24 protein-coding genes and 1 riboswitch are annotated in these 25,096 nt (G+C 72.4%); of the genes, 5 read left to right on the top strand and 19 right to left on the bottom strand.

Features of this window, described 5'->3' with window-relative positions; translation table 11 throughout:
- Window positions 1–77 precede the first annotated feature (77 nt).
- The 9 genes from OIB37_RS07020 to OIB37_RS07060 all read right to left on the bottom strand — a co-directional run bounded on the left by OIB37_RS07020 (window position 78) and on the right by OIB37_RS07060 (window position 7,670).
- Complete coding sequence (locus OIB37_RS07020) at window positions 78–1,163, bottom strand: hemolysin family protein (RefSeq protein WP_330456655.1); 1,086 nt, start codon at window positions 1,161–1,163, stop codon at window positions 78–80.
- Window positions 1,160–2,494 carry a hemolysin family protein gene (locus OIB37_RS07025; protein ID WP_330456656.1) on the bottom strand — a complete coding sequence of 445 codons (1,335 nt, stop codon included), beginning with the start codon at window positions 2,492–2,494 and terminating at the stop codon, window positions 1,160–1,162. Before OIB37_RS07025 ends, OIB37_RS07020 begins: the two co-directional genes overlap by 4 nt.
- 273 nt (window positions 2,495–2,767) lie before the next feature.
- Window positions 2,768–3,250, bottom strand: coding sequence for a PH domain-containing protein (locus OIB37_RS07030; protein ID WP_330456657.1), 483 nt, complete (start codon window positions 3,248–3,250; stop codon window positions 2,768–2,770).
- Between the two features lie 15 nt (window positions 3,251–3,265).
- The gene (gene hisG, locus OIB37_RS07035) at window positions 3,266–4,123 is read right to left on the bottom strand and encodes an ATP phosphoribosyltransferase (protein ID WP_330456658.1); all 858 of its coding nucleotides are present in this window, start codon (window positions 4,121–4,123) and stop codon (window positions 3,266–3,268) included.
- A gap of 54 nt (window positions 4,124–4,177) precedes the next feature.
- Window positions 4,178–4,450, bottom strand: a complete 273-nt coding sequence (locus OIB37_RS07040) for a phosphoribosyl-ATP diphosphatase (RefSeq protein ID WP_031486114.1) — start codon at window positions 4,448–4,450, stop codon at window positions 4,178–4,180.
- A 33-nt stretch (window positions 4,451–4,483) separates the two neighbouring features.
- On the bottom strand, window positions 4,484–4,969 hold the full coding sequence (gene ribH, locus OIB37_RS07045; RefSeq protein WP_330456659.1) for a 6,7-dimethyl-8-ribityllumazine synthase: 486 nt from the start codon (window positions 4,967–4,969) through the stop codon (window positions 4,484–4,486).
- A 48-nt stretch (window positions 4,970–5,017) separates the two neighbouring features.
- A complete protein-coding gene (locus OIB37_RS07050) occupies window positions 5,018–6,430 on the bottom strand; it encodes a bifunctional 3,4-dihydroxy-2-butanone-4-phosphate synthase/GTP cyclohydrolase II (protein ID WP_330456660.1) in 1,413 nt (470 codons plus the stop codon).
- Window positions 6,427–7,068 carry a nicotinamide mononucleotide transporter family protein gene (locus OIB37_RS07055; protein ID WP_330456661.1) on the bottom strand — a complete coding sequence of 214 codons (642 nt, stop codon included), beginning with the start codon at window positions 7,066–7,068 and terminating at the stop codon, window positions 6,427–6,429. Before OIB37_RS07055 ends, OIB37_RS07050 begins: the two co-directional genes overlap by 4 nt.
- Window positions 7,065–7,670, bottom strand: coding sequence for a riboflavin synthase (locus tag OIB37_RS07060; RefSeq protein ID WP_330456662.1), 606 nt, complete (start codon window positions 7,668–7,670; stop codon window positions 7,065–7,067). Before OIB37_RS07060 ends, OIB37_RS07055 begins: the two co-directional genes overlap by 4 nt.
- A 155-nt stretch (window positions 7,671–7,825) precedes the next feature.
- A riboswitch (FMN riboswitch) is annotated at window positions 7,826–7,956 on the bottom strand.
- A 346-nt stretch (window positions 7,957–8,302) separates the two neighbouring features.
- On the opposite strand from OIB37_RS07060, the gene OIB37_RS07065 reads away from it, so the two are divergent.
- Window positions 8,303–9,046: an SDR family oxidoreductase gene (locus tag OIB37_RS07065; RefSeq protein ID WP_330456663.1), complete on the top strand. Its 744-nt coding sequence runs from the start codon at window positions 8,303–8,305 to the stop codon at window positions 9,044–9,046.
- Between the two features lie 92 nt (window positions 9,047–9,138).
- Here the strand turns inward: OIB37_RS07065 and OIB37_RS07070 are convergent, their stop codons facing one another.
- Window positions 9,139–10,524, bottom strand: coding sequence for an ROK family transcriptional regulator (locus tag OIB37_RS07070; protein WP_330456664.1), 1,386 nt, complete (start codon window positions 10,522–10,524; stop codon window positions 9,139–9,141).
- Between the two features lie 121 nt (window positions 10,525–10,645).
- On the opposite strand from OIB37_RS07070, the gene OIB37_RS07075 reads away from it, so the two are divergent.
- The 4 genes from OIB37_RS07075 (at window position 10,646) to OIB37_RS07090 (ending at window position 15,422) form a co-directional block, all read left to right on the top strand.
- The gene (locus OIB37_RS07075) at window positions 10,646–11,860 is read left to right on the top strand and encodes an MFS transporter (protein ID WP_330456665.1); all 1,215 of its coding nucleotides are present in this window, start codon (window positions 10,646–10,648) and stop codon (window positions 11,858–11,860) included.
- 195 nt (window positions 11,861–12,055) lie between these two features.
- Window positions 12,056–13,459, top strand: a complete 1,404-nt coding sequence (locus OIB37_RS07080; protein WP_330456666.1) for a uracil-xanthine permease family protein — start codon at window positions 12,056–12,058, stop codon at window positions 13,457–13,459.
- Between the two features lie 243 nt (window positions 13,460–13,702).
- A complete protein-coding gene (locus OIB37_RS07085; protein WP_330456667.1) occupies window positions 13,703–14,413 on the top strand; it encodes a DUF5995 family protein in 711 nt (236 codons plus the stop codon).
- Window positions 14,414–14,492: 79 nt separating this feature from the next.
- A complete protein-coding gene (locus tag OIB37_RS07090) occupies window positions 14,493–15,422 on the top strand; it encodes an LLM class F420-dependent oxidoreductase (RefSeq protein WP_330456668.1) in 930 nt (309 codons plus the stop codon).
- Between the two features lie 101 nt (window positions 15,423–15,523).
- On the opposite strand, the gene OIB37_RS07095 is transcribed toward OIB37_RS07090, so the two are convergent.
- From OIB37_RS07095 to OIB37_RS07135, 9 genes are all read right to left on the bottom strand, one after another.
- The gene (locus OIB37_RS07095) at window positions 15,524–17,236 is read right to left on the bottom strand and encodes a flavin monoamine oxidase family protein (RefSeq protein ID WP_330456669.1); all 1,713 of its coding nucleotides are present in this window, start codon (window positions 17,234–17,236) and stop codon (window positions 15,524–15,526) included.
- A gap of 49 nt (window positions 17,237–17,285) precedes the next feature.
- Window positions 17,286–18,074, bottom strand: a complete 789-nt coding sequence (locus OIB37_RS07100) for a carbon-nitrogen hydrolase family protein (RefSeq protein ID WP_330456670.1) — start codon at window positions 18,072–18,074, stop codon at window positions 17,286–17,288.
- Window positions 18,075–18,328: 254 nt separating this feature from the next.
- Window positions 18,329–18,709, bottom strand: coding sequence for a DUF742 domain-containing protein (locus OIB37_RS07105; protein WP_330456671.1), 381 nt, complete (start codon window positions 18,707–18,709; stop codon window positions 18,329–18,331).
- Window positions 18,710–18,723: 14 nt separating this feature from the next.
- Complete coding sequence (locus tag OIB37_RS07110; RefSeq protein ID WP_330456672.1) at window positions 18,724–19,161, bottom strand: roadblock/LC7 domain-containing protein; 438 nt, start codon at window positions 19,159–19,161, stop codon at window positions 18,724–18,726.
- The gene (locus OIB37_RS07115; protein ID WP_330456673.1) at window positions 19,151–21,760 is read right to left on the bottom strand and encodes a sensor histidine kinase; all 2,610 of its coding nucleotides are present in this window, start codon (window positions 21,758–21,760) and stop codon (window positions 19,151–19,153) included. The genes OIB37_RS07110 and OIB37_RS07115 overlap by 11 nt, the downstream gene beginning before the upstream one ends.
- Before the next feature lie 178 nt (window positions 21,761–21,938).
- Window positions 21,939–22,391, bottom strand: coding sequence for an Lrp/AsnC family transcriptional regulator (locus OIB37_RS07120; protein WP_330456674.1), 453 nt, complete (start codon window positions 22,389–22,391; stop codon window positions 21,939–21,941).
- A gap of 249 nt (window positions 22,392–22,640) precedes the next feature.
- On the bottom strand, window positions 22,641–24,083 hold the full coding sequence (locus OIB37_RS07125) for a GuaB1 family IMP dehydrogenase-related protein (protein ID WP_330456675.1): 1,443 nt from the start codon (window positions 24,081–24,083) through the stop codon (window positions 22,641–22,643).
- A 94-nt stretch (window positions 24,084–24,177) separates the two neighbouring features.
- Window positions 24,178–24,546, bottom strand: a complete 369-nt coding sequence (locus tag OIB37_RS07130; protein ID WP_330456676.1) for a barstar family protein — start codon at window positions 24,544–24,546, stop codon at window positions 24,178–24,180.
- Window positions 24,543–25,058, bottom strand: a complete 516-nt coding sequence (locus OIB37_RS07135; RefSeq protein ID WP_330456677.1) for a ribonuclease domain-containing protein — start codon at window positions 25,056–25,058, stop codon at window positions 24,543–24,545. The genes OIB37_RS07130 and OIB37_RS07135 overlap by 4 nt, the downstream gene beginning before the upstream one ends.
- Between the last annotated feature and the right edge of the window lie 38 nt (window positions 25,059–25,096).

Raw genomic sequence — 25,096 nt, forward strand, 5'->3', positions numbered from 1 at the left:
GCACTCCCGCGGCCGGAGTGCGCCGCTGGGCTCAGCGGCGCACCCTGTACGCCCCTGAGCCCAGCGGCGCGACACCGCTAGCCGGCCAGCGCTCCCTCGGGCTCACCGCTCGCCCTCGGTTCGGAGAACGCCTGCTCGGGGATGTCCCGGTGGGCCGGATCGCGTACCTCGCCGACGAGCAGCTCCAGTACGTCCTCCAGCGCGACCAGACCCAGCACCTTGCCGAAGGGATCGGCCACCTGGGCCAGATGGGTGGCGGCCCGCCGCATGACGGTCAGCGCGTCGTCCAGCGGCAGCTCCGCGCGGAGCGTGGCCATCGGGCGCCAGAGGTGCTGGGGGACGGCACGCTCGGAGTCCTCCAGGTCGAGGACGTCCTTGACGTGCACGAACCCCATGAAGGGACCCGTCTCCGCGGCGACCGGGAAGCGGGAGTAACCCGTACGGGCCGTCAGCTCGACGATCTCCCCCGGCGTCACCGACGGAGCCACCGTGACCAGCGATTCGCGCTTGAGCAGGACGTCGGTGACGGGGCGGGAACCCAGCTCCAGGGCGTCCTCGAGGCGCTCCTGCTCCTCGGGGTCGAGCAGGCCCGCCTGTCCGGAGTCCTCCAGCAGGCGGTTGAGCTGTTCACTGGTGACGACGGCCTCGACCTCGTCCTTGGGCTCCACGCGGAAGAGCCGCAGGATGCCCTGGGCGCAGGCGCCGAGGACCACGGTGATCGGCCCGCACACCCGGGCGAAGTACACCAGGCCGGGGCTGAGCCACAGCGCGACCTTCTCGGGTGCGGCCATGGCGAGGTTCTTCGGCACCATCTCGCCGATGACGAGGTGGAAGAAGACCACCGCGGCCAAGGCGATCACGTAGCCCAGCGGGTGGATCACGCCCTCCGGGAGGCGGATCGCCTCGAACAGCGGTTCCAGCAGATGGGCCACCGTCGGTTCGGCGACCGCGCCCAGTGTCAGCGAACACACGGTGATGCCGAACTGGGCGGCGGCCATCATCTGCGGCAGCCGTTCCAGGCCGTACAGCACCTGGCGGGCCCGTGCGGTGCCGAGCGGTTCGATCTGGCTGCGGCGCACGGAGACGAGCGCGAACTCGGCGCCGACGAAGAATCCGTTGGCGAGCACGAGCAGCGCGGCGAGGACCAGTTGGAGGACGCTCATCGCACGGCCTCCACGGGGGTCGCGGCCGGGGCCGTACGGACCAGGCGGACCCGTTCGGCGCGGTAGTGGCCGACCTGGCGGACGGCCAGCCGCCAGCCGGGCAGTTCGGTCCTGTCCCCGGGGGCCGGGATCCGGCCGAGCAGATCGGCGACCAGGCCGGCGACGGTCTCGTACGGCCCCTCGGGCACGTCGAGGCCGATGCGCCGCAGGATGTCGACGCGGCAGCCGCCGGACACGTCCCAGGCGGCCCTGCCGTCCTCGGGCGGGGCCGGGGCGAGTTCGGGCATGTCCTGGCGGTCGTGCTCGTCGCGGACCTCGCCGACGAGTTCCTCGACGATGTCCTCCAGGGTGACCACGCCCGCCGTGCCGCCGTACTCGTCGACGACGACCGCGATGGGCTGCTCGCTGCGCAGCCGCGTGAGCAGGGGCTGGACCGGCAGGGTCTCGGGGACGAGCAGCGCCTTGCGGGCGATGCGGCCGACCGGGGTGCGCAGGCGCTCGTGCGCCGGGACCGCCAGGGCGTCCTTGAGGTGGGCCATGCCGACGATCTCGTCGATCTTCTCCCGGTAGACGGGGAAGCGGGACAGACCGGTGGCGCGGGTGAGGTTGACCACGTCCTCGGCGGTGGCCGAGGCCTGCAGGGCGCTGACCTTCACGCGCGGGGTCATGACGTGCTGCGCGGTGAGGCCGCCGAGGGACAGGGTGCGGACGAACAGGTCGGCCGTGTCCTGTTCCAGGGCGCCTGCCTGTGCGGAGTGGCGGGCCAGGGAGACCAGCTCGCCCGGGGTGCGGGCGGAGGCCAGTTCATCGGCGGGTTCGACGCCGAGGGCACGCACCAGCCGGTTGGCGACCGTGTTGAGCGCGGCGATCACCGGCCGGAACAGGCGGGAGAAGTGGTGCTGCGGTCCGGCGACGACGCGCGCGACCTGGAGCGGCTTGGACACCGCCCAGTTCTTGGGCACGAGTTCGCCGATCACCATCTGGACCGCCGAGGCGAGCAGCATGCCGACGACCACGGCGACGCCGGAGACGGCGCCCTCGGGGACGCCGAGGGCGGCGAAGGGGCCGCTCAGCAGTTCGGCCAGGGCCGGTTCGGCGAGCATGCCGACGACCAGGGAGGTGATGGTGATGCCGAGCTGGGTGCCGGAGAGCTGGAAGGAGAGCTCCTTCAGCGACTCCACCACCGTACGGGCGCGCTTGTCGCCCTCGGTGGCCGCCTTCTCGGCGTCCGGGCGCTCGACCGTCACCAGGCCGAACTCGGCCGCCACGAAGAATCCGTTGGCGAGAATCAGCAGGAACGCCGCTCCGAGGAGCAGCAGGGAGTTGGTCATGATGCCGCCGCCTCCGCAAGGCCGCGGACGGGGTCCGCGGTATGTCGGGAGAGGGCGGCGCAGGTACTACAGGACGATCCGTCCATCGCCGGAGAGGGTCACTCCTCGGGTAGCAGGAACCCCTGTGCGCCGGGCGTGGCACTCCAGGGGTGGGGGCGCGACGAAAAAAGCCTCCGCCCCCAGGTTAATCAAGACCGGGGCCGGTGCGGCAGGGTGGACAACCCTGAGCCGACCCCGAACCGGGCCCCGAGAGGGCCCGGACGCGGTCCCGGCTCAGCCCTGACGCCGCTCCGGATCCCTGAGGGACCGCTGCTCCACGAGAGTGCGCAGGGCCCGTGCGTCGGCGATGGCGTGCTGCCTGTCGATGCCCGGCTGGATGCCGAGCGCGGGCAGGCTGGTGCCGTCGCTGAGGTCCAGGAACACCCAGGGGTCTCCCGCGCGGAGATTGACCCTGAGGATCTCGGCCCAGTCCAGCCGGCGCCTGCTGACGATGTTGACGACGGTGACGCCGGACTCGTCGGCGACGACCTTCACCCGGGCGAGCTGGGCGAGCGCCCAGAAGCTCAGTGCCCCGGTGAGGACGAAGGTGAGCCGGTCGCCCGGGCCGAAATCCTCCAGCAGCATCGAGACCCCGGCGAGCACCAGGAAGATCACGACACCGGCGGTGAGCAGGATGGCCCGGGTGCGGCCCGGCCGGAAGGTGACGGGAAGGGCGGGGGCGGGGACGGCGGGAGTGCCGGAAGGAGCGTCGGGCATCGGGCTGCTGTTCCCTCAGAGACGGCAGGCGTGGATGGCCGTGGTGAGAATGGCGCGGGCGCCGATCTCGTACAGGTCGTCCATGATCTGCTGGGCTTCCTTGGTCGGGACCATGGCGCGGACCGCGACCCAGCCCTCGTTGTGCAGCGGGGAGACGGTCGGGGACTCCAGGCCGGGGGTGAGGGCCACGGCCTTCTCCAGCTGCTCGACCCGGCAGTCGTAGTCCATCATCACGTACGTCCGCGCGACCAGGACGCCCTGGAGGCGGCGCAGGAACTGCTGGACCTTCGCCTCCGCGGCCTCGTCGGTGTCCGCGCCGGTGCGGCGGATGACGACGGCCTCGGAGGTCATGATCGGGTCGCCGAAGACCTCCAGGCCCGCGTTGCGCAGCGAGGTGCCGGTCTCGACGACGTCGGCGATGACCTCGGCGACGCCCAGCTCGATGGCCGTCTCGACGGCGCCGTCGAGGTGGACGACGGAGGCGTCCACGCGGCGGTCGGCGAGGTGGCCCGCGACGATCCCCTCGTAGGAGGTGGCGACCGTCCTGCCCTTGAGGTCCTCGACGCTCTCCGCGGTGCCGGGCTTGGCGGCGAAGCGGAAGGTGGAGCGGGCGAAGCCGAGCGGGAGGATCTCCTCGGCCTCGGCGCCGGAGTCGACCAGCAGGTCACGGCCGGTGATGCCGATGTCGAGGCGGCCGGAGGAGACGTAGATCGCGATGTCGCGGGGGCGGAGGTAGAAGAACTCGACCTCGTTCACCGGGTCCACGACGCGCAGTTCCTTGGTCTCCCTGCGCTGCCGGTAGCCGGCCTCATGCAGCATCTCCCCCGCAGGTCCGGACAGGGAACCCTTGTTGGGGAGGGCGATGCGCAGCATGAGGTCGGCTTCCTTCGTGTGACGGGTGGTGACGCGGTTCTTGCGGAGAACGGCTCAGAGGTGGGCGTAGACGTCGTCGAGGGAGATCCCACGGGCGACCATCATCACCTGGACGTGGTAGAGCAGCTGCGAGATCTCCTCGGCGGCCGCTTCCTTGCCCTCGTACTCGGCGGCCATCCAGACTTCGGCGGCCTCCTCCACGACCTTCTTGCCGATGGCATGGACACCCTTGCCTACCAGCTCTGCGGTGCGGGAGGTGGCGGGGTCGCCGTTCGCGGCCTTGTGCTGGAGCTCGGTGAAGAGCTCCTCGAAAGTCTTCTTGGACATGGTGGTCCTAACCCTACGCGCTCCGGCCGTGCCTCAGTGCCAGGGCTCGGACACCGAGCGGAGGGTGGCGGCGGTCGCGACCGCCGCGGTCACCGCCTCGTGGCCCTTGTCCTCGGTGGATCCCTCGATGCCGGCCCGGTCCAGGGCCTGCTGCTCGTCGTCACAGGTGAGCACGCCGAAGCCGACGGGCACGCCGGTCTCGACGGCGACCTGGGTGAGGCCCTGGGCGACGCCCTGGCACACGTAGTCGAAGTGCGGGGTGCCGCCTCGGATGACGACGCCGAGGGCGACGACCGCGTCGTAGCCGCGGCCGGCGAGGACCTTGGCGGCGACCGGCAGTTCGAAGGCGCCGGGGACCCGGATCAGGGTCGGCTCGTCGATGCCCAGCTCGTGCAGGGCGCGCAGGGCGCCGTCCACCAGACCGTCCATCACCTTCTCGTGCCACTGCGCCGCGATGACGGCGACCCTGAGGTCGCTCGCGTTGCGTACGGACAGTTCCGGTGCACCCTTGCCGCTCACGTCTCTCCTAAGTGCTTTTCGCTTACTGGTTGCCGCAGGTGGACACGACTACTGGTGGCCGCGGGCGGCCGCGGGGGCCGCTCCGGCGGGCGTGTCCAGCCAGGGCAGATCGTGTCCCATCCGGTCCCGCTTGGTGCGCAGGTACCGGAGGTTGTGTTCGCCCGCCTGTACGGGCATCGGCTCGCGGCCGGTGACCTTGAGGCCGTGCCGCAGCAGTGCGTCGGTCTTCTCGGGGTTGTTGGTCATCAGGCGTACGCCGCGCACGCCGAGGTCGGCGAGGATCTCCGCGCCGGCGCCGTAGTCGCGGGCGTCGGCGGGCAGGCCGAGTTCGAGGTTGGCGTCGAGCGTGTCGTGGCCCTGTTCCTGGAGTTCGTAGGCGCGCAGCTTGGACAGCAGTCCGATGCCGCGGCCCTCGTGTCCGCGCAGGTAGACGACGACGCCCCGGCCCTCGGCCTGGATGCGTGCGAGCGAGGCGTCCAGCTGGGGGCCGCAGTCGCAGCGCAGCGATCCGAAGACGTCGCCGGTGAGGCATTCGGAGTGGACGCGGACCAGGACGTCCTCGCCGTCGCCGATCTCGCCGTGGACGAGGGCGACGTGCTCGACGCCGTCGGCGGTGGACCGGTAGCCGTAGGCGGTGAAGGTGCCGTGCCGGGTCGGCAGCACGGTCTCGGCCTCGCGGCGGACGGCCGGCTCCCGCACGGGGGTCTCCTTCACGGAGGTCCCCTGCGCGGGGGTCTCCTTCGCGCCCTGGGCCGTGAGCTCGCGGGAGCGGCGGTAGGCGATCAGGTCCTCGATGGAGATGATCGTCAGGCCGTGCTTACGGGCGAACGGGATCAGCTCGGGCAGGCGCAGCATGCGGCCGTCCTCGCCGGCGATCTCCACGATGGCGCCGGCGGGCTTCAGGCCCGCGAGCCGGGCGAGGTCGACGGCGGCCTCGGTGTGGCCGTCGCGGACCAGGACGCCGCCGGGCCTGGCGCGCAGCGGGAAGATGTGGCCGGGGCGGACGAAGTCGGTGGGTTCGGCGGTGCCGGTGGCCAGCAGCTGGAGCGTGGTGGCGCGGTCGGAGGCCGAGATGCCGGTGGTCACGCCGTGCGCGGCGGAGGCGTCCACGGTCACGGTGAACGCGGTCTTCATCGACTCGGTGTTGTCCGCGACCATCTGCGGCAGCTGGAGCCGGTCGAGTTCGTCGCCCTCCATGGGGGCGCAGATCAGGCCGCGGCACTCGGTCATCATGAAGGCGACGATCTCGGGGGTCGCCTTCTCGGCGGCGATGACGAGGTCGCCCTCGTTCTCCCGGTCCTCGTCGTCCACGACCACGATCGGGCGGCCGGCCGCGATGTCGGCGACGGCGCGCTCGACCGGGTCGAGCCGGAAGGTGTCGAAGGCGTCGATGGTGTCGTTGGCGGCGACGGTGTCGATGGCGGCGCCGTCGGTGCCGTACAGCAGGGGGGCCGAGGTCATGCCGGGGCTCCTTCCAGGACGGGCTGCGAACCCCTGCGGGAGCGCAGCCACCAGTCGCGCATGCCCCACAGGACGAGCGCGCCGTAGATGACGTAGACGAAGCCGGAGAAGGCGTAGCCGTTGGCGAAGTTGAGGGGCACGCCGACGAGGTCGACGAGCAGCCAGGCGAACCAGAACTCGACCATGCCCTTGGCCTGGGCGTACATGGCGACGATGGTGCCGACGAAGATGTAGGCGTCCGGCCAGGGGTCCCAGGACAGGTTCGGGTAGGCCTTGAAGAGCAGGGCCACGGCGACGGTTCCGGCGGCGGCCGCGGCGAGCATCGCGGCCCGCTCGCGCCAGGTGGCGAACCGGGGGGCGATGTGGCCGTCGGCGCCCTGGCCCTTGCCGCGGTTCCACTGCCAGAAGCCGTAGACGGCGACGGCCATGACGACCGCCTGCTTGCCGGCGCTGCCGGTCAGGTGGCCGTAGAAGGCGGCGAAGAGGACGAGGCCGGAGACGAACTGCACCGGCCAGGTCCACAGGGAGCGCCGCCAGCCGAGGGCGAGGGCGACCAGGCCGAAGATGTTGCCGGTCATGTCCGACCAGAGGATGTGCTGGCCGAACAGGGTGAACGCCTCGGAGTTGAGCGAGTTCACCGTCGGTCCCCCTGTCCGGCCGCGAGCAGCCGCTCCACGTACTTGGCGATGACGTCGACCTCGAGGTTGACCGGGTCGCCGGGCTGCTTGTGGCCGAGCGTGGTCAGGGCGAGGGTGGTCGGGATGAGGCTGACGGTGAAGTGGTCCGGGCCCGCTTCCACGACCGTGAGGCTGATGCCGTCGACGGTGATGGAGCCCTTCTCCACGACGTAGCGGGAGAGGTCAGCCGGCAGCGAGATCTTGACGATCTCCCAGTTCTCGGACGGCCGGCGTTCCAGCACCTGTCCGGTGCCGTCGACGTGGCCCTGCACGATGTGGCCGCCGAGGCGCGCGCCCACGGCGGTGGGGCGTTCCAGGTTGACGCGGGAGCCGACGGCGAGGGCGCCCAGGCTGGAGCGCTGGAGGGTCTCGGCCATGACGTCGGCGGTGAACTCGTCGCCCTCGTGGTCCACGACGGTGAGACAGACGCCGTTCACGGCGATGGAGTCACCGTGCCGCGCGCCCTCGGTCACGACGGGGCCGCGGAGCCGGAAACGGGAGGCGTCGTCGAGTACCTCGACGGCGGTGATCTCACCAAGCTCTTCGACGATTCCGGTGAACACTTCCCGGGTCCTCCTGCCTCATGGGGCACGGACTCCGGGGCCTGTCGATGACGACAGATGGAACGGGTGAGCCACACCGGGTACGACGCCGAAAGGACCCGTCCGCGTACGGACGTGACCGGAATCGGCGGCGCGCACACAGGCGTGCCCGCCCGCCGCGCACTGCCTCCCATCCGGACTTTAACCGTCGGTCCAGGAATTTCACCTGGTCAACCGGCCGCTGGAAGCGACCGGGTCGCGGACTGTAACCGCCGGTTCGGACTTTCACCGACCCCGGAGTGCGCTGCTTCTGGTACGTGGTCAGTCTGCCACGCCCACCCCTCGGCCATACAGGTGAACCGTGTGGATTGCCTCACACTCCGCACCCCAGGACTTGCGCTGCGCAGTCATGCCGGTCAACTCCCCTACTGGGGACGGGTGTTGATTTTGGTCCGTACTAATTGACCATACTGGTCTAGTCCTTTAGGGTGCGGACGGGCCCGGTGGCGGTGACGACGGCCCTTGCCCGCCGCCGGGCCGCCAGGTCCACGGCGGCCGCCCGCGGCATGTCACATTTCCGGGGGCTCGCACGGTCTCAGCGGTGAAGGGCACTCCGACCGGGGGCGCCCGGGTCCGGAGGGACGGAACGCAGCATGACCACGATCCTGGTGACCGGCGGGACCGGCACGCTCGGACGGCTCGTCACGGAGCGGCTGGCAGCGGCCGGCCACGAGGTGCGGGTGCTCAGCCGGCACGCACACCCCCACGCCGTCGACCTGCGCGAGGGCGGACCCGCCCTGGACAAGGCACTCGCGGGCGTGGAGACGGTCGTGCACTGCGCGAGCAGCCCGCGCGGCGGCGACGAGCAAGCGGCCGAGCATCTCGTCGACGCGGCACGGCGGGCCGGGGTGGGCCACCTCGTGTACATCTCCATCGTCGGTGTCGACCGGGTGCCGTTCGGCTACTACCGGTCCAAGCTCGCGGTGGAACGGCGGATCGAGGAGTCCGGGCTCGGCTGGACCGTGCTCCGGACGACCCAGTTCCACGACCTGCTGTTCACCTTGTTCGCGGGCCTGGCCAAGCCGCCCGTCCTGGCGGTTCCCGCCGGGGTCCGCGACCAGCCGGTGGAGGTGGCCGAAGTCGCGGACCGCCTGGCCGAGTACGCCCTCGCGGCACCGGCGGGCCGGGTGCCGGACATGGGCGGCCCCGAGGTCCGGTCCCTCGACTCCCTGGCCCGGGCGTACGTCCGGGCGACAGGACGGCACCGGCCCGTCGTGAACGTCCCCCTGTTCGGAAAGACCTACCGCGCCTTCCGGGCGGGCGGCCACCTGACGCCCGAGCGGGCGGTGGGGAAGGGGACGTTCGAGGAGTACTTGGGACGGCGGTTCGGGGGCTGACCGCCGGTTCCGTGCGGGGTGCGGTCCGAGCGCGGGTGATTCGCTGTGCCGTGCGGGGCGCGGAGAGTACGCCTTGCATCGGACGGTGGAACCTAGCGTGCTGCCGGTGCGAACAACTCGTCCTGCGCCCGGTCGCGGGCCGTCAGCAGGGCGCCGCGCAGGACCGCGGCGCCGCCGAGCGTGCTCCCCCGCACCTCGGTGACCAGCGGCGACATCCGGCGCAGCCGCTCCTCGACGAGCCCCGCCAGCACCACTCCCCCGGCCTGCCCGATCTCCCCGCCCAGCACCACACAGCCAGGGTCGAGGATGGCGGTGACGGAGGCGGCCCCTACGGCGATCCGGTCGGCGAGGGCGCCCAGGAAGCGGGCGGCGGCGGTGGTGCCGGTGGCCACCGCCTGCGTCGCCGCCTGCGCCTCCGCCTCCACCTGCGCCGGTGGCCTCGCCGCGTCCGCCGCGGACCCCGCCGGCCCTGCCGGCCCCGCGGCCTGCCCACTCTCCCCAGCGTGCCCGGCCCGTATGGCCTCCCCGGTCGCCTCCTCCCTCACCGCCCGGACCGCCGCGGTCACCACGCCCGCCGCGCCGGGCCCGTCCATCAGCCCCGCCACCGGCAGTCCGCACCCCTCGGCGAGGGCCCCGATCGCGGCCGCCCCGGCCAGCGAGTGGAAGCCTCCGTCGCAGTCCGTGGCGGAGGGCAGGGACGTCGTCCCCGGTACCGGCAGGAAGCCGATCTCGCCGGTGCCGCCGGAGGCGCCGCGGCGCAGGCGGCCGTCGAGGACGACGGCGGCGCCGACGCCGTGGCCCAGCCAGAGGAGGACGAAGGTGTCGCGGTCACGGGCGGCACCCTCGCGCTGTTCGGCCAGAGCGGCGAGGTTGGTCTCGTTCTCCACGGTGACCCGGGCCTGCGGCAGCCGCTCCTGGAGGGCGGCGGCCAGGCGGCGGTGCCAGGCGGGCAGGCCGCTGGAGTCGCGGAGGTCTCCGGTGGCCGGGTCGACGAGGCCGGGCGCACCGATGCCGACGGTGTGCAGGCTTCCCCACCCCCGGACGTCCTCGCGCGGCGGCGCCCCCGTCGCGCCGGCCTCCTTCACCGCCCGCTCCACCGCCGCGACCGCCTGTTCCACGGCCGGCTCGGTCCCGAGGTCGTCGCCGATGGGCACGGACGCCTCGGCGAGCACCCGCCCGACCAGGTCCGACACCAGCACGAAGACGCTCTCGGTGCGTACGTCGAGCGCGGCCAGGCGGGCCCGGTCGGCCACGATGCCGTAGAGCCGGGCGTTCGGGCCGCGGCGCTGCTCGCCGGACTCCCCGACCACGGTGATCAGGCCGGAGGCGGTGAGCCGTTCGACGAGGTCGGCGACGGTCGGCCGGGACAGTCCGGTCAGTTGCTTCAGCCGTCCTGCCGTCAGCGGGCCTTCCTGCTGCAGCAGTCGCAGGGCGAGCCGGTCGTTGATGGCCCGGGCGGTGCTCGGTGATGCGGGCATGACGGGGATTCTCCCAGCAGGAGGCGGGCGTACGGCCCTCTGTCTATCAGGCAGGGTTCCTGATAATTTACGGCCGGTACGACGCGGGCAAGGCGGGCAACTCCCGGGAAGGGACCGGAACATGGGTGACGTGGGCCGCACGTGGAACGAGGTGAGGCGCGCCCGGTACGCCGTGGCGGCCGTGTTCGCCGTGCACGGCGCCGTGACCGGCTCCTTCGCGACCCGCGTGCCGTGGGTCCGGGAGCACGCCTCGCTGAGCGCGGGTCAGCTGGGGTTCGCGCTGGCGTTCACCGCGTTCGGCGCATCCTGCGCGATGCCGCTGGCGGGCCGGATCAGTCACCGCTACGGCAGCCGTAAGGCGCTGCGCGGGCTGCTCGCCCTGTGGACGCTGTCCCTGGTCCTGCCGTCGCTGGCGCCGAACCTGTACACGCTGTGCCTGGCGATGTTCGCGTACGGCGCGGCCTCCGGCATGGCGGACGTCGCCATGAACGCGCTCGGCGTCGAGATCGAGAAGCGGCTGGGCAGGTCGATCATGTCGGGGCTGCACGGCATGTGGAGCACGGGCGCGCTGCTCGGCGCGGCCGGCGGCACGCTCGCCGCCCATCTCGGTGCGGACGCGCGCGTGCACTTCGCGCTCGCCGCCGCCGTACTCACCGTCCTCGGTGTGGTGGCCTGCTCCTGGGTGCTCGACGTGCAGCCGGCCGAGGACGAGGAGCCGCCCCCGCGGTTCGCGCTGCCGCCGCGCTCGGCGCTGCTGATCGGCGCGGTCGGCTTCTGCGCGGTGTTCGCGGAAGGGGCGAGCCTGGACTGGTCGGCGGTGTTCCTGCGGGACCGGCTGGACACCTCGGCCGGGCTGGCGGCGGCCTCCACGACCGGGTTCATGCTGACCATGGCGGTGGCCCGGATCGCCGGGGACGCGGTGGTGAACCGCTTCGGCGCGGTGCGCACCGTACGGGCCGGAGGCGTGCTGGCCGGGCTGGGCGGCGTGCTGATCGTCGTCGCGGGGCATCCGGCGGTGGCGATGACCGGCTTCGCGCTGATGGGACTCGGCATCGCCGTGGTCGTACCGCTGTGCTTCGCGGCGGCCGGGCACGCCGGGCCGAACCCCAGCCTCGCCATCGCGGGTGTGGCCACCATCACGTACACCTCGGGGCTGATCGCGCCCAGCCTGATCGGCGGGGTGGCGCAGGCGACCAGCCTGACGGTCTCGTTCTGCGTGGTGACCGCTCTGACCTGCGGGCTCGCCGCGTTCGCGGGCGTGCTGCGCACCGCCGGGGGCGGGGACCGGGCCGAGGTCGAGCGGCAGGCCGCGGCAGTGCCCGACCCGCGGCCCTGAAGGCGCCGCACCACGGCGCGGGGCGGCGACAGGACGGCCAACGGGGCGGGCGCGGGACGGCGACAGGACGGGCGCGGGACGGCGTAGCGCCAGGTGAATCCGGCTCACCAGGGGGACCGCGCGGACGAAGTGCCGCCTGGTACCCCTGACAATGGTGCAGACCGTCTTCATGTACAGAGAAAGCGAAACCCCACCATGGACCTCGGCGTGCGCTGGAAGCTGCACGGTGACGGGAAGTCTCCCGCACCCGGAGCGGTGGTACGCCCCGACGAGAGGCTCACCTGGCCGCGCACGGTGGGCCTGGGCGCCCAGCACGTCGTGGCGATGTTCGGTGCCTCCTTCGTCGCCCCCGTGCTCATGGGCCTGGACCCCAACCTGGCCATCATGATGTCGGGCGTGGCGACCGTCATCTTCCTGCTCGCCACCCGCGGCCGGGTGCCCAGCTACCTGGGCTGCTCCCTGTCCTTCGTGGGCGTCGCCGCCGTGATCCGCGCGCAGGGCGGCACCAGCGCGACCGTGACCGGCGCCATCTTCGTCGTCGGTTTCGTGCTGTTCCTGGTCGGGCTCGCGGTGCAGCGCTTCGGCGCGCGGATCATCCATGCCGCGATGCCGCCGATCGTCACCGGCGCCGTCGTGATGCTGATCGGCTTCAACCTGGCCCCGGTGACCGCCTCCACGTACTGGCCGCAGGACCAGTGGACGTCGCTGCTGGTCATGCTCTTCACCGGTCTGGCCGTCGTCTGTCTGCGCGGTTTCTGGTCGCGCATCGCGATCTTCCTGGGCCTGCTGTTCGGGTACGGCATCTCGTGGCTCTTCGACCGGGTCTTCGGCAAGATCCACTCGAACGACGGCAGCGGCAAGGTCACCGACCACTGGCGGCTGAACCTCTCCGGCGTGGGCAAGGCCGACTGGATCGGGCTGCCCCACTTCCACGGTCCGGCCTTCCACTGGTCGGCGATCCTGGTCGCGCTGCCGGTCGTGATCGCCCTGGTCGCGGAGAACGCGGGCCACGTCAAGGCGGTCGGCGAGATGACCGGCGACCCGCTGGACGACAAGCTCGGTACGGCGATCTCGGCGGACGGCGTCGCCTCCATGCTGTCGACCGCGGTGGGCGGACCGCCGAACACCACCTACTCCGAGAACATCGGCGTGATGGCCGCGACCCGCGTCTACTCCACGGCCGCCTACTGGGCCGCCGCCTGCTTCGCGCTCCTCTTCGGCGTCTGCCCGAAGTTCGGCGCGATCGTCGCCGCGATCCCCGGCGGTGTCCTCGGCGGCATCACGGTCATCCTGTACGGCATGATCGGCCTGCTCGGCGCCCAGATCTGGCTGCACGGCAAGGTGGACCTGCGCAACCCGCTGAACCTGGTGCCGGCCGCCGCGGGCATCATCATCGGCGTCGGCAACGTCACCATGAAGTTCTCCGACAACTTCTCCCTCAGCGGCATCGCGCTGGGCACCCTGGTCGTCATCACCGGCTACCACGCGCTGCGCGCCTTCGCCCCGGCCCATCTCAAGGGCCAGGAGCCCCTGCTGGACGAGGGCACGTCGTCGTACGACGACTCGGCGGACGGCACGGACCCGCACACCCAGCCGTAGCGGCACGGCCGCCCGGTCACGGGTGAGGCCGCCGGGGAGGCGTACGCGTACGCGTCCCCGGCGGCGCGCTACCGACCGCCGGAGATCCGCGCCGATCCACGCCGATCCACGCCGGTCCGCGCCCTTCCGCGCCGCCCCGGAGTTCTCCCCGTCCCCCTTTTCCTCCGGCCCCCGTTCCCCCGTTCCGGCGAAGCGGCGGGCCGGTCGGCGCGCGGGCGGGCCCGGGGCTGGGACCCTTCCCCCATGGCGCAGTTGGAACACTTCACCACGCCCGTCGACGCGGTCCTGTCCCGTATGCGCGCGCTCGACGCGGAGCTGCCCGAGCGGGACGGGGTCGCCGTCTTCAACCGCGTCTATCTCACCGTCACCGGGGAGGTCGACCGGCGCCTGGACTCCGGGGAGTTCCCGGATCCGAGGGCGGCGGCAACGCTCGACGTACGGTTCGCCGAGCGGTACCTGGCCGCGGTCGACACGGCCGCGCGGGACCGCCGGCCGCCCGCCTGCTGGCGGCCCCTGTTCCAGCTCCGCCGCCATCCCGGTGTGCGTCCGCTGCAGTTCGCCCTGGCGGGCATCAACGCGCACGTCGGGCACGACCTGGCGCTCGCCGTGGTGGACGCCTGCCGCTCCCTCGGCTGCGAACCGGCGGACCTGGAGGACGAGTTCGACCGCGTGGGCGACCTCCTCGTCGCGCTGGAGGAACAGGTCCGCGAGGATCTGATGCCGGGCCCCGACCTGCTCCAGCTCGCCGACCCGCTGACCCATCTGCTGGGATCCTGGAGTCTGGAGCGGGCCCGGGACGCCACCTGGGCGACGGCCCGCGCCCTGTGGGCCCTGCGCCACTGCGAGGACGTCGCCGAGGAGTTCACCGAGCGCCTGGACGCGGCGGTCGGCTTCGCGGGCCGGATGCTGCTCACCCCGCTCGGCGACCGACCCGTCGCCGATCGCGCGCCGTAAGGGGAACCGCCGTACGGGGAACTGCCGTACGACCGTCCCGCGTTGAACCTGCGACCACCGATCGCGAAGGAGCAGCGGTATGACGATCCGGCTCGGCCTCGGTCTCCCCCAGATGCGCCAGTACTCCCCCGGCCAGGACGTGCCCGACGTGGCACGCACGGCCGAACGAATCGGCTACGACAGCCTGTGGGTCTTCGAACGGACCCTGTTCCCGGAGCCCGCGACCCAGGGGCTGTACGGCGTCGAGGGCCTTCCCTGGCCCGATCACTACCGGAACGTGGCGGACCCGCTGGTCACACTCACCCTGGCCGCCGCGGCGACCGAGCGGGCCGAGCTGGGCTCCAGTGTGCTGGTGGCGCCGCTGCACCTGCCGTTCCAGCTCGCCAGGACCCTGGCCACGCTGGACGCGGCGAGCGGCGGCCGGGTGATCGCGGGCTTCGGCACGGGCTGGTCGCTGGACGAGTACGCGGCCTCGGGGGTCAGGCCGTTCGAGGAGCGCGGCGCGGTCCTGGACGAGACCATCGAGGTGTGCCGCGCGGTGTGGGGCCCCGATCCGGTCGTCCACGACGGCCCGATCAGCAAGATCGCCTCCGCCGTGGTCGGGCCGAAGCCCGCCCGGCCCATCCCGATCCTGCTGGCCGGGGGCAACGGCAGGGCCTGGCGCAGGCTGGTGGACCACGCCGACGGCTGGCTCCCGGCAGGCATGGGAGCCGAGCGGCTCGCCGCCCAGTGGGGCCGGCTGCGGGAGATGGCCGAGGAGCGGGGCCGTACGCAGCCCATCCGCACGGTCCTGCGGGTGAACCTCGAACCGCGGGCGAAGCCGTACGACGGCGCCGACCGCCGGCCCTTCCAGGGGGACATGGAGCAGATCCTGGAGGACCTGGCGGAGCACGCGGCGCTCGGACTGGACGAGATGCTCGTCGATCTCCAGACGACCTCGCGGGACGCCCAGGAGCTGAAGGACGTCGCCGCCGAGGTGTTCGAGAGGGCGCGGGCGGCCGGGATCTGACCGGCCCGGCCCCCACCGCGGCGCCGCCCCCACCGCGGCGCCGCGACCGGCCCCGCGCCGCGCCCGGCCCGGCCCGCCCGGTCAGTCCTCGGGCAGTTCGGTCAGTCCTCGGGCAGTTCGACGGGGGCGATCTCGTCGTAGACGTCACCCGGGCCCGGGTTGGTCCGGTCGGTCTCGCCGCCGAAGTGGTGCATGACGCCCCAGACCGCGTTCAACGCGGTCTGGATCGCTCCCTCCGCCCAGCCGGCCGTCCAGGAGATGTCGTCGCCGGCGAGGAAGACGCCCCGCTTGTCCTCGGGCAGCCGGTCCTGCATGAAGTGCGTGAACAGGCGGCGCTGGTAGCGGTAGTGGCCGGGCAGGTTGGCCTTGAACGCGCCCATGAAGTAGGGCTCGTTCTCCCAGGAGACGGTCACCGGGTTGCCGATGATGTGCTTCCTGATGTCGACCTTCGGGTAGATCTCGCCGAGCGACTTGAGCATGACCTCCAGCCGCTCGTTCGCCGACAGAGGCAGCCACTTCAGGCTGTCGTCGCACCAGGTGTAGGACAGGCAGATGACGGCGGGCTTGTCCGGACCGTCGTCCAGCAGGTAGGTGCCGCGCGTCATACGGTCGGTGAGCGTCATCGACATGACGTCCCGGCCCGTCGGCTCTCCCTTGTCGTCGACGGCCTTGTCCAGCCAGAACGGCCGGTCGACCGGCACGAAGAGCTTGGAACTCTCCATGTAGTGGGTGCGCTCCATCGCCGTCCAGTGGTCGATGGGGAAGAGCGAGTCGTCGCAGGCGACCTTGGACAGCAGCATCCAGGACTGTGCGGTGAAGATGGCCGCCTGGTACGTACGGATGTCGCCGTTCGCGTCCGTCACGGTGATCTGGTTGCCTGCGGTGCGGTTCAGCCGGGTCACGGCCGGGCGGGGCTCGCCTGCCACGTGCAGGGAGCTCAGCGAGGTGCCGTACGGCCAGTGGACGATCTTCTCCGGCTCGCGCTCCCACAGGCGCAGCGGCAGTTGCTGCGAGCCGCCGACGATGCCGCGGTGGTGGTCGTCGGCCTCGGTGTAGACGACGCGCAGGATCTCCAGGATGGAGTTGGGGAAGTCGGTGTCCCAGCCGCCGGTGCCGAAGCCGACCTGGCCGAAGATCTCGCGGTGCCGGAAGGACTTGAACGACTCCGACTCGCAGAGGAAGCCGTAGAAGGTCTGGTCGTCGAGCTTCTCGACCAGCTTGGCCCAGATCTCGCGGATGCGCGGGACATCGCGCTCACGCATGGCGCGGTTCATGTCGGAGAAGTCGGCGCCCTCTTCGAGGCACCGGTTCCAGGCCTCGGCGACGTCACGGTAGACCTGGGGCAGATCCTCGACCGTCTCGGCGTAGTGCGACTCGCCCTTGAGGTCGACGACGGTCGAAGGGGTCGTCTCGGCAAGGGGGTTGGGGAAGGGCCTGGTCTCCAGACCGACCATGTCGATGTAGTGCTGGAGCGCGGTGGAGGAGGGCGGGAAGCGCATCGCGCCCATCTCGGCGGTCAGCGACTCGTCGCAGCCCTCGAAGCCGACCGTGCGCAGACGGCCGCCGATCTGGTCGGCCTCGTAGACGACCGGCTTGAGGCCCATCTTCATCAGCTCGTACGCGGCCACGATGCCGGACAGACCGCCGCCGATGACCGCGACCTCGGTGCCGTGCTCGGTGGCCGGTATCTGGCCCAGGCCCGCGGGGTGGGCGAGGAAGTCGTCGTAGGCGTAGGGGAAGTCCGGGCCGAACATGGTGATCGGCGGCTGCTGCTCACCGGCGTGCTCGACGGCGTTGGGCACCGTGGACGTCATGGGGTACGGACTCCTTGCGCGAAAGAACTCGGGGAAAGACTCAGGGGATTCAGACCAGGGACCCGTACAGGCCTGGACGGCGGTCCCGCAGATAGGGGTTGGCCTCGCGGGACGCGGCCAGGAAGGCCGGGTCGGCGTCGGCGAACACCAGCTGCTCCGCGCGCCCGGCACGGGCGCGGGCGACCCCGTCGGGCCCGGCCAGGGTGGACAGTCCGAAGAACTCGAACTCCCCCTCCTGGCCGACCCGGTTGGCGTACGCCACGTACATCTGGTTCTCGACCGCGCGCACCGGGATCATCGACTCGGCGACGAACTCGAACGGGTGCATGTTCGCGGTGGGCACGACGAGGAGGTCCGTGCCGGCCAGGGCGTGGGCGCGGACGATCTCCGGGAACTCGACGTCGTAGCAGATCACCAGGCCCACGGTCAGGCCGTTCAGTTCGGCCTGGACGACCCCGCGCTCGCCCGGCGTGAAGTGGTCGCGCTCGAAGCCGCCGAAGAGGTGCGTCTTGCGGTAGTTCGCGAGGCGGGTGCCGTCGGCGGAGATCAGCTGGGCGGAGTTGAAGACGCTCTCGCCGTCGCGCTCCGGGTAGCCGTACGCGATCGCCAGACCGTGCCGCGTGGCGATCTCCGCCACCGCGTCCGCGGATTCGCCGTCGGCGGGCTCGGCGAGGCGGGCGACGGCGTCGCCGATCGCGTACCCGGTGAGGAACATCTCCGGTACGACCAGCAGCCCGGCGCCCGCGGCAGCGGCCCGGCCCGCGGCCTCGTCGAGCACCTTCAGGTTCTCGACGGCGAAGCCGGGGCGGCCGGAGCTCTGCAGCAGGGCTGTGCGCATGCGGGATCCTCACCAGGGAAAAGAGGGGTTCGGGGTCGGTATGACGGTACGGGCGGGGTACGGGGCCGGACAAGAAGCAGCCGTTGCGCGCGGGTGTGCGGTTTGTTGCGTGGGCTGGGCCGCGGGCGGCGATTCGTTGCGCGCCGGCGGAAACGGTTCCCGGGGACGGTGGTCGCCCGGGGCGACGGACTCCGCACCGGCGCACGTCACCCGGAACTCCGGCGCTGGCCGGGGAGCCGCCCGCGCAGGCCGGGCTAGAGCTGCTTCAGCCGGTGCACGATCTCCCGCAGCAGGTCGGGGTCGGCCGCCGGACCGGTGACCGGAAGGCTGCGGGGCGCGTGGATGCGGACGAGTCCGGCCTCGGCGAGGTCGTCGAGGAGCACGCGTACGACGGTCAGCGGCAGGTCGGCGCCTGCGGCCAGCTCGACCACCGGGCGCGGGCCGCGGCGGATCTGGTCGAGCAGGGCCGCCTTGGCGTGGTCGACGCCGGTACCGGCCGGATCCGTCTCCAGTGCGGTGACCCAGGACATCAGGTTGATGGCGTGCCGGTCCGAGGGCCGGGTGCGGCCCCGGGTCACGGTGTACGGACGCACCATCGACCCGGTCTCGTCCTCGTACCAGTGCTCTTCGCTCACCGCGGCATCCGGGATCAGGGGGTCGAGCGGGCGGCCGCGTCCAGGTGGCGGCCGAGGCGGCGGACGAGCAGGGCCATCTCGTGGGCGAGCTGCCCGACATCCGTCCTGGCCTCGCTCAGCACGGCGAGGCGGCTGCCCTGGCCGGCCGGGGTGATGAAGAGGTAGGCGTCCTCCAGCATGACCATGGTCTGCCGCACCTGTCCCGCCTCGAAGCGCTCCCCCGCCGAACGGGCCAGACCGTGGAATCCCGAGCAGACGGCGGCCAGGTGCTCGATGTCGCGCCGGCGCATGCCGTCCGAGCAGCTCAGCGGAAGCCCGTCGGCGGTGAGCAGCACCGCCTGCCGCACGTGGTCGGTCCGCGCCACGAGATCGTCGAGCAGCCAGCCGAGATCCGTACCGGGGGCCCCGGCGGGCACGGCCGGGTTCTCGGGGTTCTGATCGTCACCGTACATCGTCGGTGTGCGTCCCTTCGTTGGCGGTCGGGCGGTCGGCTTCGGGGGGCACGGACGGGTGCCCGGTGGACGGGTGGCCGGTGGACGGTCGGCCCGTGGGCGGGTGGCCGCCGTCGCCGCGGGAGTCCTCCGTGAGCGCGGGCAGGCCCTTGCGGCCGCGGTCGAGGCCGCGCTGGAAGGAGCCGAAGATCGCCCGCATCTCCTCGGCGCCGACCTCGCGCTCGGGAGCCGTGTCGCGGGGCGGCGGATCAGCGCGCAGCTCGCGGGCGAGGGAGGCCTGGCGGGTGCGGGTGGGCAGCGCGGGAGCCTCCGGCTCCGGGCTGTCGTGACGCGGGGACTCGGCTCCCCCGCCGGGCCCGGACACCGGCGCCGGCCGCCGCCTGGCGGGCAGCTCCGCCACCTCGCGCCCGGTCGGCGCCGCGTGCCCGGTAGGCGCCTGCTGCCCGGTCGGCGTCTCACGCCTGGCGGGCACCTCACGCCTGGCGGGCACCTCACGCCTGGCGGGCACCTCGCGCTCGGTGGGCACCGAAGGCGCGATGGGTTCCTCCTGCCCGGTCGGCGCCGAAGGCCCGGCGACCTCGGCCGGTTCGGCCGGGCGCACCGCCGGTGGCCTTCCCGGCCCGGTCTCGGCGGACCGGCGCCCCCGTCGCTCGCGCCTCCCGGTCCGGCCGGCCGCCGCACCCACCGGTTCCACCTGCGCCAGCACCCCGTCCGGCAGGAGGACGACAGCGGTCGTACCGCCGTACGGTGAGTCCGCGAGGCGTACCTCGATGCCGTGCCGGGCGGCGAGGCGGCCGACGACGTACAGGCCGAGCCGGTCGTGGCGGGTGGGGTCGAAGGCGTCGGGGTCGGTGAGGGTGCGCTGGGCCTCAGCGCGCTGGTCGGCGTCGAGGCCGAGACCCCGGTCGTCGATCTCCAGGACGAAACCGCTGCCGACGCGGCCGGTGCGGAAGGTGACCTGGGTGTGCGGCGGCGAGAACACCGTGGCGTTCTCCAGGAGTTCGGCGACGAGGTGGACGACGTCGGCGACGGCGTCCGCCGCGACTCCGATCTCCGGCATCGGCGGCACCTCGACACGCGCGTAGTCCTCGATCTCGCTCACCGCCGAGGCGACGACGTCCGCGACGGGCACCGGACCCCGCCAGCGTCGGCCGGGCGTCGCGCCGGAGAGGATGATCAGGCTCTCGGCGTGCCGGCGCATGCGGGTGGTGAGGTGGTCGACGCGGAAGAGCTGCTGGAGCACGTCCGGGTCCTCGGTACGCCGTTCCAGGGTGTCGACGAGCTTCAACTGCCGGTGTACGAGCGCCTGGTTGCGGCGCGCGATGTTGAGCAGCACCGCGAACAGGCCGCGGCGCAGGGTGGCCTGCCTGACGGCGGCCTCGACGGCGGCGAGCCGCGCGGTGTTGAAGGAGCGGCCGACCTGCCCGATCTCGTCGTCGCGGACGTCGTCGGCGGCGAGCGGCGGCGCCTCGGCAATGGCGTCGACCTGTTCCCCGGCACTCAATCGGCGCATCACATCGGGCAGTTGACGGCTGCTGAGCAGGTCGGCGGCGTCGCGCAGGGCCTCCAGACGGCGCGAGACGCGTCGGGCGCCGCGTACCGAGAACCACAGCGACAGGACCACGGCGGCGAGCCCGGCGGCGCCGACGACGGCGGCCTTGGTCAGCTCACCGTAGGCGAAGGCGCGGCCGCGCACGGCGGAGTTCTCGGCGGCGCGGGTGCACAGCCGCATATAGCGCGTGACGGCGCGGTCGGTGACCGACCGCCAGGTGTCCGCCGAGACGGCCTCCCCGGCCGCGGCTGGGCCGGCCCGCAGCAGCGCGTCCTCGCCCCGTTCGAGCGAGCGGTGCAGGTCGCCGCGCTGGAAGCCCTCGAACAGGTGCCGCGAGTCGGCGGGCAGGTCCGGCACGTACGTCCGCTCGAAGACGCGCCGGTCCTCGATGGCCGCGGTCAGGGCGTCGTACTGCCGGTCGGTGAGCGTGCCGGCGGCGCGTGCCCCGGCGACCAGGGCGTCCTCCCGGGACACGAACTCCCGTACCCGGACCAGTTCGACGACGACCTGCGCCTCCCGGGCGAGCTGCCCGGCCTGGAGCGCGGTGAGCGCGGACTGGACGTCGAAGCCGGGTTCGACCAGCGCGCTGTACCCGGCGACGGCCCGGTCCCAGGTGACGCGCCGGGACAGTACGTCCTGGCGCAGCTTCTCCAGCTTCCCGGTGGCGGCGACCGCGGTGTCCAGGACGTGCCGCTGCCGGTTGGTGAGCCGGTCCCGGTCGCCGTCCCGGATCGCCCGCCGCATGTCCTCCACGGCCCGGTCGGTGCGGCGTTGCTGTCCGAGCAGGTCGCTCGCCCTGGCGGTGTCGAGCCCGGCGCCGAGGTAGGCGGCGGACAGTCGGCGTTCGATCTGGATCTGCCCGATCGCGGTGTCCACGGGGGTGCCGAAGTCCTCGTACACCCCTTGGAGCCGGATCAGGGCGCGCAGTTCCGAGGTGACGGACACCATGGCGAAGCTCCACAGGGCCATCAACGCGACCGCGGGGGCGAGGGCGAGGGCCACGATCCGCGCGCGGACGGTGGTGGGACGGCCGACGGGCCAGCGCATGGATTACCTGCCGGGGTTACCAGTCAGTAGAGTGCCGCACAACCTACGGGATCGTCATCTCGTATGCAATTGGTGACCGCCGGTAACCCGCGCCGTTTCCGTGGCGCGGCGCACGCTCGGCCCGGTGTCCCCGCCGCTCGGTCCCGCGCCCCGCCACTCGGCCCGGCGTCACCGCCGCTCAGCCCGGTGCCCCCGCCGAGAAGCGCCGCAGCAGGGGCGACAGCACCAGCACCGACTTGGTGCGCTCCACGAACGGCTCGCCGGCGATCCGCTCCAGCACCCGTTCGAAGTGGCGCATGTCGGAGGCGAAGACCTGGGCGATGGCGTCCGCGTCGCCGGTGACGGTGGACGCGGCCACGACCTCCTGGTAGCGCTCCAGGCCCCGCTGGATGGTCTCGGGCGAGGTGTTGCTGCGGCAGAAGATCTCGATGTACCCCTCGGTCTCCCAGCCGAGCGCCGCCGGGTCCACCCGGACCGTGAATCCGGTGATGGCTCCGGTCGCGCGCAGCCGGTCCACCCGCCGCTTGACGGCGGGCGCGGACAGTCCGACAAGCTGCCCGATGTCCGCGTAGGAGCGGCGGGCGTCCTCGGCGAGGGCGTGCACGATGCGTTCGTCGAGATCGTTCAGCACAGGGGTGGTTCACTTCTTCGGATCGGTCACTTGCTGCACGACCGTCGAGGCGCCCCGGTGGTCACGCGAGGGGGACGACGTCGGCCGTGTACGAGTAGAACACGAGCCCGGCCGGCATCCGGACATCACGGCGGCGGGCCCGCCGGTGACCACGCGCGGACACCCGTGGACACCCGTGGACCCCGGGAACGCCGCACGGCCCTCGTCGCCCCGGGCGGGGCGACGAGGGCCGTGCGGACGGGACGCGGGTCAGCTCCAGCTGGCGTGCAGCGGCTTGCCCTCGGCGTAGCCGGCCGCGCTCTGGATACCGACGATGGCCTTCTCGGCGAACTCCTCCAGGGAGGCGGCGCCGGCGTAGGTGCAGGAGGAGCGGACGCCCGCGATGATCGAGTCGATCAGGTCCTCGACGCCCGGGCGGGCCGGGTCGAGGAACATGCGGGACGTGGAGATGCCCTCCTCGAACAGCGCCTTGCGGGCACGGTCGTAGGACGACTCCTCGGAGGTGCGGTTGCGCACCGCGCGCGCGGAGGCCATGCCGAACGACTCCTTGTACAGGCGGCCGTTCGCGTCCTGCTGGAGGTCGCCCGGGGACTCGTAGGTGCCCGCGAACCAGGAACCGACCATCACGTTGGACGCGCCGGCGGCGAGAGCCATCGCCACGTCGCGCGGGTGGCGGACACCGCCGTCGGCCCACACGTGCTTGCCGTACTTCTTCGCCTCGGCGGCGCACTCCAGGACGGCGGAGAACTGCGGCCGGCCCACGCCGGTCATCATGCGGGTGGTGCACATGGCGCCGGGGCCGACGCCGACCTTGATGATGTCCGCGCCCGCGTCGATCAGGTCCTTGACGCCCTCGGCGGAGACGATGTTGCCGGCGACGATCGGCACCTGCGGGTCGAGACCGCGGACCAGCCTGACCGCGTTGATCATCGATTCCTGGTGGCCGTGCGCGGTGTCGATGACGAGCGTGTCCACACCCGCGTCGAGCAGCAGCTTGGCCTTGCCCGCCACGTCGCCGTTGATGCCGACGGCCGCGGCGACGCGCAGCCGGCCCCGCTCGTCGACGGCAGGGCTGTACAGCGTGGCGCGCAGGGCGCCCGTGCGGGTGAGGATGCCGGCGAGCCGGCCGTCCTTGTCGATGGCCGGGGCGTAGCGGCGGTTGTGCGCGTCGAGGGTGTGGAAGGCCTCGCGCGGGTCGATGTCCGCGTCGAGCAGCAGCAGGTCCTTGGACATGACCACTTCGAGCTGGGTGAAGCGGTCGACGCCGGTCAGGTCCTGGTCGGTGACGACACCGACGGGCCGCTGCTTCTCGTCGACGACCACACCGGCGTTGTGCGCCCGCTTGGGCAGCAGGGCCAGGGCGTCGGCGACGGTCTGGTGCGGGGCCAGCACGATCGGGGTGTCCAGCACCAGGTGGCGGCTCTTCACCCAGGAGATGACGTCGGTGATCACGTCGATCGGGATGTCCTGCGGGATGACCACCAGGCCGCCGCGCCGGGCGACCGTCTCGGCCATCCGGCGGCCGGCGATCGCGGTCATGTTGGCGACGACGAGCGGAATGGTGGTGCCCGTGCCGTCCGGCGAGCCGAGGTCCACGCCCTGACGCGAGCCCACCGCGGAGCGGCTCGGCACCATGAACACGTCGTCGTACGTCAGGTCGTACGCGGGCTGGATGTCATTGAGGAAACGCACGTGCCGCACATCCCAGTCGATCAGAGGTGACCCCCCGACGGGTGCGCCAGGGGGAAAAGAGCACGTACTTCATTCTCCCATGGCAGGGCTCGGGTCATGCCCCCACAGAACGTCCAGCGTGCCCGGATCGGGGCTGGGACGATCCTCCAAGCGCGAGGACGACGGCGAGTGCGGGAGTGCGGTCCACGGCCTCGGCGAACACGTCCTGGGCGGTGCGCCACTGGTCCGGGTCCGATTCCGCGAACGGCCGCCAGTCCCGTACGACGATCAGCAGCCCGCGTTCCACGGCCCCCTCGGGCCACAGGGTGTGGTCGGAGAGGGAGTCGACGAGCGCGTCCCAGTTGCGGCCGAACCAGTCGGGCAGCGCCAGGGCCGTCGCCGTGCGGTCCATCAGCCCGGCCTTGTCCGTGACCCCGTCGAGGTCGAGGGTGACGGTGACCCGGCCGGTCAGGTCTTCGCTCATCTCAGCACCGCCCGGAACGAGCTGTAGTGGTCATCGGTGTAGTAGATCTCGCCGCGCTGTCCGGTGACGATCCGCCGCGCCCCGCGGTCACGGGATCCCGGGGTCGTGACCGTGTACTCGTGGTAGTAGCCGCGTGCCTGTCCCGGCAGCAGCCGTTCGAAGTTCCCGAAGACGACGCCGTCCCTGGCGTACGGGAAGGGTCCGCCCTTGTCGATCAGGGCCAGGGTCTGCCGGGCCTCGGCCGGGAGGCGGGAGGCCGGGACGGTGGCCATGCCCCGGGCCCACGCCGGGGTGGAGGCGGCCGGGGAGAAGGTCCGGGAGACCGTCGGGGAGGCGGCCGCGCTGGAGGCGCCCGAGGCCGTCGGTGGACCGGTGCTCGCGCTCTTGCCCGAGCACCCGGTCAGCAGGACGGCGAGGGCGAGGAACACCCCCGCGAGTACGCGGGGAAGGCACCGCACCGGCGCACCGGGGCCACGCCTCGGGTACGCGTGGGGGACGAACCGCAGCAACATGCCGTCGATGCTGCCACGGCCGTCCCGTTACGACGTCG

This window comes from Streptomyces sp. NBC_00820 (assembly GCF_036347055.1).
Taxonomy (GTDB): Bacteria; Actinomycetota; Actinomycetes; order Streptomycetales; family Streptomycetaceae; genus Streptomyces.